The sequence below is a fragment of the Streptomyces sp. NPDC057010 genome, from assembly GCF_042673805.1.
Lineage (GTDB): Bacteria > Actinomycetota > Actinomycetes > Streptomycetales > Streptomycetaceae > Streptomyces.
Map to the genome: position 1 here is coordinate 507721 of NZ_JBHUSC010000001.1, position 13159 is coordinate 520879.

Below are 13159 nucleotides of genomic sequence, written 5' to 3' on the forward strand. Positions count from 1 at the left end.
CATCGCCACCCTATGGCAGAGGTCGGGCGTTGCCTGCGCGCCGTGGCCCGGCGGGGCGAGCCGATGGCCAACCAAGCGCTGCCCGATACGCGACTGATACACACCGGGCGAAGGAGCCCGCCGGTGTGATTGGCTACGCCGTATGGGCTTTCGGCGTGAGTTCCCCGGGCGCGCGGCCGCGCCCCCCTTCGATCCCGAAGTGGGCGCCGCGCTGTCGGCCTTGGGCGCGGAGGCGACGGAACCGATCACTCCGGACAATCTCGAGGCCCGGCAGGAGCGCGACGCCACGGCCCGGCCCAGGCCGACCGCCGAGGACCTGCGTGCCGACGGCCGTTTCGAGGTGGAGGAGTTCCGTGTGCCGGGACCGCCGGACGGCCCGGAGGTCACGCTCGTGAGCGCGCGGCCGGCGGGGCTCGCCGGCCCGCTGCCCCTGCTGTACTACATGCACGGCGGCGCCATGATCATGGGCAATGCGTGGTCCGTGCTCCCGCGGATCCTGCGCGAGTGGGTCCTCCCGCTGGAACTGGCCGTCATCTCGGTCGAGTACCGCCTCGCGCCGCGCACGCGGTACCCCGGGCCGCTGGAGGACTGCTACGCGGGACTCGTCTGGGCGGCCGGGCACGCGGCCGGACTCGGCCTCGACGCCGACCGCATCGTCATCGGCGGGAAGAGCGCCGGAGGCGGGCTCGCCGCGGCGCTCGCCCTGCTGGCCCGTGACCGCGGCGGTCCCGCGGCGCTGGGCCAGCTGCTGCTGTCCCCGATGCTCGACGACCGCGGCAGCACCTTCTCCAGCCGGCAGATGACGGGCCTCGGCACGGGGGACCTCACCTCCCACGCGACCGCGTGGCAGGCACTGCTGGGCGACCGCCACGGCGCCGCGGACCTGCCCCCCTACGCGGCCCCCTCCCGCGCCACGGACCTCTCCGGACTCCCCCCGGCCTACATCGAGGTCGGGTCGGCCGAGATGTTCCGGGACGAGGGAGTGGCGTACGCCAACGCCGTCTGGCAGGCCGGGGGCCAGGCCGAACTGCACGTGTGGCCCGGCGCCTGCCACGGCTTCGACGGCATCGCCCCGGAGGCGGCGCTCACCCGGGACGCCCGCGACACCCGCACCCGCTGGCTCCGGCGCCTCCTGGCCCAGTCCGGCACCGGGCCGTCACCTGCCCCAGATCCTCCGGTACGCCTCCCGGTAACCCGACGGATCCCATGACGCGGCGCCGCGGCTGTTCTCCGCCGTGGCGATGTGGACCGGGGCGACGTAGCCGCTGGCCGGCCGGCCGGCGAACGCGCGGTTGAACTCGTCGATGACCTGCCAGCCCTGCTCCGACAGCGGCTCGGGGACGGTGGCGGCCTGGAACTGCCCGCTGTCGATGCGCTGGAAGGCGGAGGGGTCGCCGTCGCCCGCGCCGATGTTGAAGGGCGGCCCGGAGCCCGGCTTGCCCGCCGCGCGCAGGGCCGGGGCGGCGTCGGCGAAGTAGAGGTCGTTGATGGCGACGGAGTACGTCCACTCGTTCCGGAAGCGCGACAGGAGGGAGGAGACCGCCTGGGGGGTGCGGCTGCTCGCGTCCGGGATGGGGATGTTCTCGTAGGTCAGGAGCCGCACGCCGGAACACGTGGCGAGCTCCTTCTTGATCAGGTCGGCCTTGTTCCTGGCGAAGGGGATCGAATCGTCGGTGAACAGGACGACCCCGGCGTCGCCGTGGGACCGGGCGATGATCCAGTCCGCGCTGATCCTCGCCACGTCCTCCACCCTCGTGGTGACGTTGGTGAACAGCTCCGGGTCCTCGCTCGGGCCGGGGGAGTCCACCGCGTGCCACCCGATGAGCGGGATCCGCGCCTCCCGGGCCCGCGCCACCTGCTGCGAGGTCAGACGCGGGTCGAAGCCGCCGATGACGATGCCCGCGGGCTTGAGGGTGACCGCCTGGCTGAACGCGGCCTGGATGCCGGCGGGGGTGCCCTCCCCGTCGATCACCCGGACGTCCCAGCCGATGGCCTCGGCGGCTTCCTCGACGCTCTGGGCCACGCCCGCGACCCCGGGGTTGGTCATGGTCTGCGCGACGTAGACGACGGTCTTGCCGGGGACCGCCGCGGGGCCGCTGGTGGGGCCGGTCCACGACGCGGCGGTGTTCTCGGCCTGCCGGACGGCCGTCTCGGCCCCGGCGAGGGCGGCGGGGCAGCCGGCGCTCGACGGGCCGGTGCCGGTCGACGGGCCGCTCCCGCAGCCGGTGGCCAGGGCGGCGGCCGCCGTGAGCAGGGCTGCGGCGGTGAGGGTGCTCTTGCGGTTCGAGTACACGGTGCTCCTGGCGCGGGTGCGCGTACGAGGTGTTCCGGAGGTGTCCTAGCGGGGGCCGCGCAGTCGGCGGCGGGCCGAGTAGCCGGCCAGGCCGACGGCGATGAGCAGGGTGCCGCCGTTGAACAGCGGCGTGGCCCAGAACTGGGCGCCGAGCTGCCCGATGCCGGCGAGCCCGACGGCGAGGACGGCGACGGCGACGAGGGTGCCGAGCGCGTTGGCACGGCCGGGCCTGATCGTGGTCGAGCCGAGCAGGGCGCCGACGAACGCGGGCAGCAGGTAGTCCAGCCCGACGCTGGGGTTGCCGACCTGCTGCTGGGCGGCGAGCAGGACACCGGCGAAGCCGACGACCAGGCCCGATCCGGCGAAGGCGTAGACGCAGTAGGTGCGGGTGGGGATGCCGATGATGCCGGCGGCGCGCGGGTTGGAGCCGATGACGTACAGGTACCGGCCGATCGGCAGCCGCTCCAGCACCACCCACAGGACGGCCGCGACGGCGAGGACGTAGAAGGCGGGGACCGGCAGGCCGAGGAACCGGGAGTCGTAGAGGCCGGTGAAGGAGGCCGGCAGGCCGTGCGGTCCCGGGACGATCCGGGTGCCCTCGGTGATCCAGCCGGTGCAGGCGTACATCATGCTGCCGGTGCCGAGCGTCGCGATGAAGGAGTCGATCTGCCCGAACTCGACGATGACGCCGTTGAGTACGCCGACCAGCGTCCCACCGCAGACCACCGCGAGGCAGGCGAGGGGCCAGGGCCAGCCCTCGACGACGATGAGCTGCATGACCATGACGTGGGCCAGGCCCAGCCCGTAGCCGATGGACAGGTCGAACTTGCCGGTGGCGATGGGGATCGTCGCGCCCAGCGCCAGCATGGCGGGGATCGCCTGGTTGGAGAGGATCGAGGAGACGTTGTCCCGGGTGGGGAAGGTGCCGGGCAGGGTGAGGGAGAAGACCAGGAAGAGCAGGGCGGCCAGCACCAGGAGCCCGTAGGTGCCGATGAGGTGGTGCCCCTGGAGGCGGCCCGGCGGGGTGCGTCGCGGGGGAGGAGTGGTCATGGGCTCGTCGCGGGTCCGGTGATGGGGGGCATGGCCGAGGCGGTGCGCGTGAGTTCGGTGACCGTCAGGGCTTCGCCGGTCAGCTCGGCGCCCACCGCCCCGCGGACGAACACCAGGGCGCGGTGGCACACCGCGGCGACCTCTTCGAAATCGGTGGAGACGAGCAGGGCGGCCAGCCCGGAGGCCAGCGCCTCGTCGAGCAGCCGGTGGATGGCCGTCTTGGCACCGACGTCGACGCCTGCGGTCGGCTCTTCGAGGACGAGCAGACGCAGGTTCCCGCGGAGCCACCGGCCGACCATGACCTTCTGCTGGTTGCCGCCGGACAGGGTGGCGATGGGCACCTCGCTGTCGCGGGGGCGCACCGAGAACCTGTCGATCAGGGCGGTGGCCTCGGCGCGCTCGCGCCGTGGGCTGATCCAGTGCAGCGCCGGCACGCCGGCGGCCCGCGGGTTCGCCAGGAAGTTCTCCCGTACGGTCAGTTCGGCCGCGCAGCCCTCCTCCTGACGGTTCCCCGCCACGAAGCCGACGCCCGCGTCGAGCGCGTCGGCGACCGTACGCGGGCGGTACGGGCGGCCGGCGAGCAGCGCCCGCCCGCCGTGGATCGGCCGGGCGCCGGCGAGCGCGCGGCCCAGCTCCATGTGGCCGGCGCCCGTCAGGCCCACCATGCCGAGGATTTCGCCGGCCCGCAGATCCAGGCTGACCCCTGCGGTGGAGGAGGTCCGCACGGCGTCGAGGCTCAGGACGACCGGGCCGCCGGAGGGGCGGCCGGCGGGGCGGCCGGCGGACGCGTGGCCGGCCGGTTCGCGGCCCACGATGGCGCGCACCAGGCGGGCGGGGCTGTGGCCGGCGAGCACCCCCCGGTCGACCACGCGCCCGTCGCGCAGGACGGCGAACCGGTCGGCGACCTCGTACACCTCGTCGAGCCGGTGGCTGACGTAGAGGATGCCGTGCCCGCGGTCCCGCAGGGTGTGCAGGACGTCGAACAGCCGGGCGCAGTCGGCGGCGGGCAGGGTGGCGGTCGGTTCGTCGAGGACGATGAGCTCGGCCCGTGTGGCCAGGGCGCGGGCGATGGCGACCAGCGAGCGCTCGGCCGGGGCGAGGTCGGCGATGCGGGCGTCGGCGTCCAGGTGCCCGGCGACGATCCGCAGGGCGTCCGCGCAGCGCTCCCGCGTCCGCCGCCAGGAGACCAGTCCGTACCGGCGCGGGTAGCCGGTGCCCAGGGCGATGTTCTCGGCCACCGTCATCCACTCGACGAGACCGAGGTCCTGGTGGATGAAGGACATGATCCGCGTGGCGGCGTGGGAGCCGAGCGGCTGCCCGGCGACCGTCACCTCGCCCTCGTCGGCGTGGTGCACGCCGGCCAGCACCTTGATGAGGGTGGACTTCCCCGCACCGTTGGGACCGAGCAGGGCGAGGACGCTGCCCCGGTGGATGTCGAGGTCGACCGCGGACAGCGCGAGGGTGCCGCCGAACCGCTTGCCGAGGCCGCGCACGCGGACGAGGGGGTCCCCACCGGAGCGCGGGGGCGGGCCCGTGCGGGTGTCGGGAGCGTCATGCACAGACTTCTCCGGGGGTCGGCCTCCGAGTTCTGCCCGACTGCATGGGGAATTCTATGCCGATCTGCCCGCATTCATCCGGCATTACCCCGCCCGTACGCGCCGGTGATCAGGTCCGGGTCACGCCGCTTGCAGCGCGCACTCGGCCCAGATGACCTTGCCGTCGGCGGTGTAGCGGGTGCCCCAGGCCTCGGCGAGCTGAGCGACGAGGAACAGGCCGCGGCCGCCCTCGTCGGTGGTGGCCGCGTGGCGCATGCGCGGGGCGGTGCTGCTGCCGTCGTACACCTCGCAGATCAGGGAGCGGTCGCGGATGAGACGTACCCGCAGGGGCCCGGTGCCGTAGCGCACGGCGTTCGTGACCAGCTCGCTGAGCAGCAGTTCCACGGCGAAGGCGGACTCCTCCAGCCCCCACCGGCCCAGCCGGCCCACCGCGGCGGCGCGGACCTCGGAGACGAGGGCCGGGTCGGCGGGCACGTCCCAGGTGGCGATCCGGTCGGGGGCCAGGGCGTTGGTGCGGGCGACCAGGAGCGCGATGTCGTCGCCGGGGTGCTCGGGTGCCATGGCGTCGAGGACCGCCCGGCAGGTGTCCTCGGGGGTGCGGTCCGGGTGGGCCAGCGCGCGGCGCAGGTCGGCGAGGGCCACGTCGATGTCGCCGTGGCGGTCTTCGATGAGTCCGTCGGTGTACAGGACGAGCTGGCTGTGCTCGGGGATGCGGACCTCGGCCGCCTCGAACGGCAGCCCGCCCAGGCCGAGCGGGGGGCCGATGGGCAGGTCGGGGAAGGTGACGGTGCCGTCGGCCCGGACCAGCGCGGGCGGCGGGTGGCCGGCCCGGGCAATGGTGCACCGCTGCGTGGTGGGGTCGTAGATGGCGTACAGGCAGGTGGCGCCGACGATGCCGGTGCTGCCGAAGGCGGGGTTGTCCCCGTCCTCCTCGCGGTCGAGGCGCACCAGGAGGTTGTCCAGGTGGGTGAGGACCTCGTCGGGGGCGAGTTCGAGTTCGGCGAAGGTGCGGGCGGCGGTGCGCAGCCGGCCCATGGTGGCGGCGGCGTGCAGTCCGTGGCCGACGACGTCGCCGACGAGGAGGGCGACGCGGGTGCCGGAGAGGGGGATGACGTCGAACCAGTCCCCGCCCACCCCGCACTCGGCGGGCAGGTAGCGGTGGGCGACTTCGACGGCGCCCTGTTCGGGAAGCCCGCGCGGCAGAAGGCTGCGCTGCAGGGCCAGGGCGAGGGTGTGTTCGCGGGTGTAGCAGCGGGCGTTGTCGATGCAGAGGGCGGCGCGGGTGGCCAGTTCCTGGGCCAGCGCGGTGTCGTCGTCGCCGTAGGGGGCGGGGTCCTGCGCGCGGTAGAAGGCGGCGATGCCGAGGAGGACGCCGCGGGCGAGCAGGGGGACGGCGATCAGGGAGTGGATGTCGTGGGCGAAGAGCCGTTCGGCGTGTTCGGGTTCCTGGGCGATCCAGCCCACGGCGGCCTTCAGGTCGGGTTCCAGCACGGGCTGCCCGGTGGCCAGGCAGCGCGCGTGGGGTGTGCCCGGGCGCAGGGGGACCTGCTCGCCGACCGGGTGGAAGGGGTGGTCCTCGCGGATGCCGTGGACGACCGTACGGTGCATTTCGGTGGTGGGATGGGCGGACTCCTCGCCGCGCAGCACGGCCTCGGGCAGGTCGATGGTGACGAAGTCGGCCAGGTGTGGCACCGCCGTCTCGGCGAGTTCCCAGGCGGTGCGGCTCACGTCCAGGGTGGTTCCGATGCGGCTGCTGGCCTCGGCGAGCAGCTCCAGGCGCCGCCGTGCGGCGACGGCGTACCTGCCCACTTCCGGCTCGCCGACCAGCACCAGCCCCCGGGCCGGGGCGGGGGGTGCCGAGGCGTGGGAGGGGGCCGGGGCGTGGCGTTCCGAGTCGTCGGGCAGGAGCGCCTCGACGACGACGCCCTCCACTCCGGAGGGGCTCGTCACCGGACGGCTCACCAGGGTGACCCGCCGGTCGTGGGACAGGGGGACTTCGGTGGCGGCCCGCTGGGCGGCGGTCATCAGCTCCGTGGCCTTCTGCTTGAGGAGCATCTGATCGTTCTGGTCCAGGTCGCTCTGGAGCAGATCGTCCATGTCGAGGGTGTAGCCGTTGCGCGCGCCGCCGCTGGTGTGGACGTGGTTCCCGGCGTCGAGGTACGCCTGCAGCAGGCCGCGCTCGCGCGCCGAACTCTGCTCCATCAGCCGCCGTTCGATGGCTTCGGCCGCCCTGCGTACGAGGGGGACCAGCGCCGGATCCGCGTCCGTGTAGGGGTAGCCGAGGCACAGGACGCCCTCGATGTGCCCGCTGAGCTGGTCGCGAACGGGGATGGCGGTACAGGCGCTTGACTGGGAGCGCTCGGCGAAGTGCTCGGCGCCGTACACCTGGCAGAGCCGCCGCTCGGCGAGCGTGAGACCGATGCCGTTGGTCCCCGCGAACTGCTCGGCGAACACGAAACCCGGAACGCTCTGGATCGGGGCGAGCTGCCTGGCCATGGCCTTCTCGCCGAACCGGCGTTCCAGCACCGTGCCCTGTCCGTCGGCGAGGCAGATGTTCATCTGGCTGCCCGCGAAGATGGCCTCCAGCCGGTCGAGTACGGGCTCGGCGGCGCGGACGATCCGGCCGTCGGGGTCGAAGTCCTGGTTGAAGGGGAGCTCGGACTGGTCGGGCGAGAGCCCCAGCAGCCGGCTGCGCTGCCACGAGCTCAGGATCGGACTTCTCACGCTCCCCTCGACCGATTCGGCCGACTCGCCGTGCAGGAACCGGTCACGGGAACGTACGGGGCCGATGCGCTCCGCCACCACCCCCATCTGCACCACTTCCCCTCACCGGAACCGCCCCGATAAGCCGATTTGAGTATATTCCTCAGGTTTTGCGGTGGACATTGGAGCGGGTGATCGGCAGGCCGGTGATCACAGGATCGCGACCGGGTTGACGGGCGAGCCCGTCCCGCCGGGGACGTTCAGCGGCGCCACGACGAGCATGAACTCGTACCGACCAGCCTCGGCGCACGCCGCGGACAGCGCCTCCAGGTCGAGGTTGTCCAGCAGCGGTACCCCCATCGCGGCGACGGCGAGCACGTGCACGGGGGAGTGCAGGCCCTCGACGGGCGACGGCCGAAGGTCGCTGTCCCCGTCCCCGCCGAGCAGGGCGACGGCCCGCTCGGCCAGCAGCGGCACGGCGTCCACGTGCCAGCCCGCGCTGGCCTCGTCGGGGTTCCAGGGGCCGGTTTCCCGGCGGCGGCGGAAGCGGCCCGAGCGCAGCAGCACCGCGTCCCCGTCCCCGACCCTCACGTCGAGGGCCGCCTCCGCGGCGAGGAGGTCCCGCGCGTGCACCGCGCGCCCCGGCTCCAGCCAGGCGACCCCGAGGGCGGCGGGCAGGTCCAGGAGCACGCCTCTGGTGACCAGGGGGCCGAGCTCCGACACGGCGCCGAAGCGGGCACCCCCGGCATCGATCACCGCGCGCGCCGAGCGGCCGTCGTAGAGTCGCCCCCGGTAGGCGACGTGCGACAGTGCGTCGAGGTGGCTCACGCCCTTGCCGTGGTAGTCCGCGGCGAGGAAGTCCTTGTAGACGGCCGGTTCCGGGGCCTCCACGTCACCGAGGTCGGACATGTAGTGCAGCGCGGGCTTCGCGTTGTCCGGGCCGGGCCGGGTGTCCCAGGGCAGCCCCAGCGGGACGACCGTGCCCGACCGGATCAGGGCGGCCGCCCGCTGTACGTGGCCCGCCGTCACCCGGTTCCAGGCGCCGCGCTCGGCGTTCGCCCACCGGCCCCACGTGCGGACCGACTCGAAGAGCGCGTCGAACTCGGCGCGGGAGACGACGGGCTCCTCCGGTGGCGGGGCGGGGGTCTCGCCCTCGGCGGGTTCGCTGCTCATGTGTGCTCGGCGCTCCGGGGCTCGTTGCCGCCGCTCAGGCCGGCGGGGCCTCGCCGACCGGCCGGATGACCACCGGGTAGGCGGGGGATCCGTCCGGCACCGGGCACTGGGTGATGCGGGCCGCGATCTCGGTGACGCGGTCGGGGCCGGAGCACTCCAGCAGCCAGTAGCCGGCGGTGACCACCTCGGTCCCGGCGTACGGGCGGTCGGTGACCACCGGTTCGCGGCCGGGAGAGCCGGTGACGAAGCGGGCCTCGGCCGGTGCGGTGAACCCCTGTGCGTCCAGCAGTTCCCCGGAGGCGGCGAGTTCCGCGTTGAGTCCGCTCATGAAGGCGACCATGGCCGTGATCTCGTCAGGGCTCCACCGGGGGGAGGGGGGCGCGTCCTTCCCCTCCATCGCGTCGTAGTCCGCCTGGCTCGCCTGGACCGTCACGAAGTACTTCATCGGCACAGCCAACCACCTCGGAGCCCGGCGCCGCCGGTCTCGAACCGGACCGGGCCGGCGTTTTCCCCCGGGCGGCGGGGGCACCCGGCCGGGCCCTCGCGCTTGCAGCAGGTAATACGAAATCGTATAGTCCGGAATCGTGAAGTCCGAATCCGTGTCATCCGAGTGGTCGGCCCTGCTCGCGCTCCAGCGGGCCACCCACGCTACCCTGCAGGTTCTCGCGGCAGAGCTCGTCGACCTCGACTTGACCGCCTCCGAGATCAACGCCCTGGCCAACCTGGCCGACGGCCGCGGCCGGACCGTGTCCGAACTGGGCGCGGCCGTCGGCACCCGCCCCACCACGCTGACCAGCGTCCTCGACAGGCTGGAGCGGCGCGGCCACATCACCCGCGGCGCTCGCCCGGGAGACCGCCGGGCGGTGCTCATCGAACTCACCGCCTCCGGGCAGCTGACCGCCACCACGATCCGGCAGGCCATCGCCGGCCTGGAGCGCCGTGCGCTCGACGGCCTCCCGGCCGAGGCCATCGACAGCCTGCGCACCGCCCTGCAAGCCCTGACGGAGGTATCGGCATGACTCCGCAGGGCGCCGCCGACTTCGAAGCGCTGATGGCCGAGGTGACGGCGGCCGCCGACCGGTTCGGCCACCGGGAGCACGTCCACCTGACATGGCTGGCCGTGCGCCGGTTCGGCGTGCCGGCGGCGATCGGCCTCGTCAGCGACGGGATCCAGCGCACCGCCCGCTACGCCGGCGCGCCCCAGAAGTACCACGCGACCGTGAGCCGGGCCTGGGTGGAACTGGTCGGCCACCACGCCGGCGAGCGGGACGAGGACGACTTCGCCTCGTTCGCCGGCCACCACCCCGCCCTGTTCGACAAGCGCCTCCTGACCCGCTTCTACCGTCCGTCGACCCTGGCCGGCGCGCGGGCGAGGACCGGCTGGGTGGAGCCCGACCTCGCCCCGTTCCCGTGGTCCGGCCCGATATCCTGAACGGCCCACGACCGAACCAGGACAGAAGAACAGATGACGGCGAACCTGCCCCCGTGCCCGAAGTGCTCCAGCGAGTACACCTACGAGATGAACGCTCTGATGGTGTGCCCCGAGTGCGCCCACGAGTGGGTTCCCGCCGCGGCCGGGGCGGGTGACGCGAGCGCCCCAGGAGAGCGCGTGGTCAAGGACGCCGTCGGGAACGTGCTGAACGACGGCGACACCGTGACCGTCGTCAAGGCCCTGAAGGTGAAGGGCAGCCCCTCGGGGATCAAGGCGGGCACCAAGGTCCGCAACATCCGCCTGGTCGACGGCGTCGACGGACACGACATCGACTGCAGGATCGACGGGTTCGGCGCCATGCAGCTCAAGTCGAGCGTGGTCAAGAAGGCCTGACCGGCCTGCTCAGGCGGGGGTGAAGGCGTCTTCGGGCGCCCCGTCGAGGATGAACCCGTTGTCGAGGCGCACGCGCACCGTCGCGCGGAGCCCGTGCTCCTGGTAGGCGACCCAGTCGGGCTCCAGGGAGCCGATCTCCTCCTCCAGCCGCCGCCTGCTCTCCGGCGGCATCTCATGGCCGAAGGAGTCGCGCAGCGACGTGAGCCGCTCGTACTCGCGGACCTCGTGGCTCGGCTGCCGGTACTCGACCACCCCCTCGACGATGCCCTCCGTGCCCGCCGCCAGGGCCAGGGACAGGGACGGGTACCCGGCGGCGGGGCTCGCCCCCGCCGAGGAGCCCTCCTCCATCGCGACCGTGTCGGTGAGCCTGATGTCCGCCGCCAGCTTCACCCGCTGGCCTTCCTTCAGCGCCATGCTTCTTCTTCTCCCTGGTCCCACGCGCGGGGGCGGCCCGCGGTGCTGCCATTGTCCGTGGCGTCCGGGAGGCGCGGCGCACCGGTCAGGGGGTACGCCACAGTGCCGCGGTGCGGCTGGTCGACTTCCGTAGCCCGGGGGCTTCCGTGGGGGCGGGCCAGACCTGGATCAGGTACTCCTCGACGGGGTCGCCCGGGACGCGGGGGTCGCCGTCGTCGCGGTTCCTGCCGTGGACGCGGATCCGGTACGCGCCGGGGCCGGGGAGGGCGAGCCGGGCGGCCGGGTCCACTTCGGTGCCGGTCGTGGCGAAGTCGATGAACGGGGAATCCCACGACACGGAGACCTCGGCGACGTCCTGCCAGCCGTCCGCCTCCAGCGGCGGGGCTGCTTCCCAGAGCTCGGCGGTCACGGCGACGCGGCCGATCTCCTGCCCGCACAGGATGCGGGCGCTGCCGTCGTCCGGGTCGGCCTCGACCAGGCCGTTCAGCGTCCACTCGGGTTCGAACTCGGCTACGAGATCCTCCCCGGTGAGGTCGATCGTACCGGCGTCGATGCGGACGGTGCCGGCGGCGGTGTGCTGTGGGGCGGGCATGCGGGGTCTTCCCCTCGGTCTCGGATCGGAAACGGGGCCGCACCCATGGTGGGTGCGGCCCCTGCTCTCACGGTGCCGGTTCCGCGGAACCGGCGGCGTACGGCCGCCTCAGTCGCTGCCGCAGCCCACCGGCCCCATCGCCTGTGGCGGCGCCACCGCACCAGCGGCCTTGAGGACGCGGACGTAGAACGCGTCGCCCTCCAGGACCCGCTGGCCGTTCAGCGACGCCTTGCGCAGGCTGCCCTCACGGGAGTTGTCGTTCCCGTCGAGGAAGTGACAGGAGTAGTCCGGGTTCCGGCTCGCGCCCTCCAGCGACTGGGCGAAGGGGTACTCGTCACAGGCCAGCCCACTGCCCGGCGGCGGCCGCGGCACGCCGCGGCCGCAGGCCACGTCACGGTTCGCATCGATGATCGTGTCGTCGAACGTGCGGTGCAGGGCGTACCGGGTACCCGGCTTCCCCCACGGCTGGTCGAGGTTGCGCTGCGCCCAGTCGACGTGCCAGGCCACCGCGTCGACCCTCGGGTTGGCCGTGTCGAGCACCCACACGGCGGCGACGTCGGGGTACACGCAGCCGCCGGTCCCGACGGGCGTGATGCGGGGCGTGCTGTCGCAGCGCGGCCGGAACGTTTCCCCGATGAGCGCGCTGCCCTCGTCGTGCCGGGGCGCGTCCAGGGTGGCGTACGGGCGGACGCTGTCGTTGACCAGGGCCCGGCCGGGGGACGACACGGTGAACTCGTACGTACGCGTCTGGTTCGGGAACAGGAGCTGCTCACCGGACTCGTTCACGTCGCAGTGGTTGCACTCGAAGCCGACCCTGCCGTTGGTCACCCAACCCGCCCACGAGGACGGGTCCGTCAGCCGCAGCTCCACCTTGTACTTCGACTCGTACCGGTTCCGGGGGTTGAGGGTGGACGTGACCTTGGAGTGCAGGGTCGCCCTGCCGGCGGGTGTTCCGTTGACCGTGTAGACCACGGGAATCTTCAGGTTCGAGCACGACTCGGTACGGGTGAGCCGGATGAACCCTTCGGCGCAGTCGAGCGCCTGGGCGCTCACCTCACCCCCGGCGCCGGTATCGGCGTCGGTGAGGGTGGTCGCCTTCTCCGGCGTGCCCAGGGTGATCGCGAGCTGACCGGATCCGGAGTCGTTCGGTTCGGGCGCGGCGCCTGCGGGCGTGGCGACTGCCAGCGAAATCAGCACGGCCGTGCCGATGGCCGCGAAGGCCGCGCGTGTCCTGCGTAACGGTCCTTTACCCATGCGGGTGAGTCCTTCGTCAGTCGAACGGATGGACCCGTGCATGCTTCAACGTTCAACCGCGCCCGGTCAACGGGATGTTGAGATCTACCGGACCTCCTCACGCAAACCCCCCGAGGCGCACGCATATCCCGCACTTCGACTGCCCGCGCCGGGCCGCGTTCGCGAATGCATCGAGAAGTGGCGTGGATGTGTGGGTGGTTCGAAGAGTGTGGCCATTCGGAGGGGCCGGTGCGGAGGTCTCTTTGAGAAAGGTTGTTGAATAACCCCGACGCCAGGGGCGGCCTTGAACCAACTCCCGT

At 73.1% G+C, this 13159-nt stretch carries 13 protein-coding genes; 4 read left to right on the plus strand and 9 right to left on the minus strand.

The annotated features are described in order from the left end of the window. The first annotated feature begins 142 nt into the window (after positions 1 to 142). Positions 143 to 1210, plus strand: coding sequence for an alpha/beta hydrolase (locus tag ACFTXQ_RS02260; protein ID WP_382634996.1), 1068 nt, complete (start codon positions 143 to 145; stop codon positions 1208 to 1210). On the opposite strand, the gene ACFTXQ_RS02265 is transcribed toward ACFTXQ_RS02260, so the two are convergent. The 6 genes from ACFTXQ_RS02265 to ACFTXQ_RS02290 form a co-directional block, all read right to left on the minus strand. Then, complete coding sequence (locus tag ACFTXQ_RS02265; protein ID WP_382634998.1) at positions 1157 to 2293, minus strand: substrate-binding domain-containing protein; 1137 nt, start codon at positions 2291 to 2293, stop codon at positions 1157 to 1159. The two genes, ACFTXQ_RS02260 and ACFTXQ_RS02265, sit on opposite strands and share 54 nt — an antisense overlap. A 45-nt stretch (positions 2294 to 2338) precedes the next feature. Next, positions 2339 to 3343 (minus strand): ABC transporter permease, encoded by a 1005-nt coding sequence (locus ACFTXQ_RS02270; protein ID WP_382635000.1) that lies wholly within the window; start codon positions 3341 to 3343, stop codon positions 2339 to 2341. Beyond that, entirely contained in the window at positions 3340 to 4902 is a 1563-nt protein-coding gene (locus tag ACFTXQ_RS02275) for a sugar ABC transporter ATP-binding protein (RefSeq protein ID WP_382635002.1), read from the minus strand. The genes ACFTXQ_RS02270 and ACFTXQ_RS02275 overlap by 4 nt, the downstream gene beginning before the upstream one ends. Positions 4903 to 5019: 117 nt before the next feature. Continuing rightward, positions 5020 to 7710 carry a SpoIIE family protein phosphatase gene (locus tag ACFTXQ_RS02280; protein ID WP_382635115.1) on the minus strand — a complete coding sequence of 897 codons (2691 nt, stop codon included), beginning with the start codon at positions 7708 to 7710 and terminating at the stop codon, positions 5020 to 5022. A gap of 102 nt (positions 7711 to 7812) precedes the next feature. After that, positions 7813 to 8775 carry a cyclase family protein gene (locus tag ACFTXQ_RS02285; protein WP_382635003.1) on the minus strand — a complete coding sequence of 321 codons (963 nt, stop codon included), beginning with the start codon at positions 8773 to 8775 and terminating at the stop codon, positions 7813 to 7815. 34 nt (positions 8776 to 8809) lie between these two features. Then, positions 8810 to 9220 (minus strand): YciI family protein, encoded by a 411-nt coding sequence (locus ACFTXQ_RS02290; RefSeq protein WP_382635005.1) that lies wholly within the window; start codon positions 9218 to 9220, stop codon positions 8810 to 8812. Between the two features lie 139 nt (positions 9221 to 9359). Here ACFTXQ_RS02290 and ACFTXQ_RS02295 point away from each other — a divergent pair, with 139 nt between their 5' ends. From ACFTXQ_RS02295 to ACFTXQ_RS02305, 3 genes are read left to right on the plus strand one after another with little or no spacing between them, the layout of a single operon-like run. Then, complete coding sequence (locus ACFTXQ_RS02295; RefSeq protein WP_382635006.1) at positions 9360 to 9794, plus strand: MarR family winged helix-turn-helix transcriptional regulator; 435 nt, start codon at positions 9360 to 9362, stop codon at positions 9792 to 9794. Next, positions 9791 to 10207 (plus strand): hypothetical protein, encoded by a 417-nt coding sequence (locus tag ACFTXQ_RS02300; RefSeq protein ID WP_382635007.1) that lies wholly within the window; start codon positions 9791 to 9793, stop codon positions 10205 to 10207. Before ACFTXQ_RS02295 ends, ACFTXQ_RS02300 begins: the two co-directional genes overlap by 4 nt. Positions 10208 to 10240: 33 nt before the next feature. Further along, the gene (locus ACFTXQ_RS02305) at positions 10241 to 10600 is read left to right on the plus strand and encodes a zinc ribbon domain-containing protein YjdM (RefSeq protein WP_382635009.1); all 360 of its coding nucleotides are present in this window, start codon (positions 10241 to 10243) and stop codon (positions 10598 to 10600) included. 9 nt (positions 10601 to 10609) lie between these two features. Here the strand turns inward: ACFTXQ_RS02305 and ACFTXQ_RS02310 are convergent, their stop codons facing one another. From ACFTXQ_RS02310 to ACFTXQ_RS02320, 3 genes are all read right to left on the minus strand, one after another. Continuing rightward, on the minus strand, positions 10610 to 11014 hold the full coding sequence (locus ACFTXQ_RS02310; protein ID WP_382635011.1) for a hypothetical protein: 405 nt from the start codon (positions 11012 to 11014) through the stop codon (positions 10610 to 10612). Between the two features lie 85 nt (positions 11015 to 11099). Continuing rightward, positions 11100 to 11606 (minus strand): hypothetical protein, encoded by a 507-nt coding sequence (locus ACFTXQ_RS02315; protein WP_382635013.1) that lies wholly within the window; start codon positions 11604 to 11606, stop codon positions 11100 to 11102. 108 nt (positions 11607 to 11714) lie between these two features. Next, positions 11715 to 12860 carry a hypothetical protein gene (locus ACFTXQ_RS02320; RefSeq protein ID WP_382635015.1) on the minus strand — a complete coding sequence of 382 codons (1146 nt, stop codon included), beginning with the start codon at positions 12858 to 12860 and terminating at the stop codon, positions 11715 to 11717. Between the last annotated feature and the right edge of the window lie 299 nt (positions 12861 to 13159).

Coding starts and splice junctions, on each gene's coding strand:
- ACFTXQ_RS02290 (WP_382635005.1), bottom strand. CDS start 9,220: ATGAAGTACTTCGTGACGGTCCAGGCGAGCCAGGCGGACTACGACGCG.
- ACFTXQ_RS02260 (WP_382634996.1), top strand. CDS start 143: ATGGGCTTTCGGCGTGAGTTCCCCGGGCGCGCGGCCGCGCCCCCCTTC.
- ACFTXQ_RS02300 (WP_382635007.1), top strand. CDS start 9,791: ATGACTCCGCAGGGCGCCGCCGACTTCGAAGCGCTGATGGCCGAGGTG.
- ACFTXQ_RS02320 (WP_382635015.1), bottom strand. CDS start 12,860: ATGGGTAAAGGACCGTTACGCAGGACACGCGCGGCCTTCGCGGCCATC.
- ACFTXQ_RS02270 (WP_382635000.1), bottom strand. CDS start 3,343: ATGACCACTCCTCCCCCGCGACGCACCCCGCCGGGCCGCCTCCAGGGG.
- ACFTXQ_RS02305 (WP_382635009.1), top strand. CDS start 10,241: ATGACGGCGAACCTGCCCCCGTGCCCGAAGTGCTCCAGCGAGTACACC.
- ACFTXQ_RS02310 (WP_382635011.1), bottom strand. CDS start 11,014: ATGGCGCTGAAGGAAGGCCAGCGGGTGAAGCTGGCGGCGGACATCAGG.
- ACFTXQ_RS02285 (WP_382635003.1), bottom strand. CDS start 8,775: ATGAGCAGCGAACCCGCCGAGGGCGAGACCCCCGCCCCGCCACCGGAG.
- ACFTXQ_RS02280 (WP_382635115.1), bottom strand. CDS start 7,710: ATGGGGGTGGTGGCGGAGCGCATCGGCCCCGTACGTTCCCGTGACCGG.
- ACFTXQ_RS02315 (WP_382635013.1), bottom strand. CDS start 11,606: ATGCCCGCCCCACAGCACACCGCCGCCGGCACCGTCCGCATCGACGCC.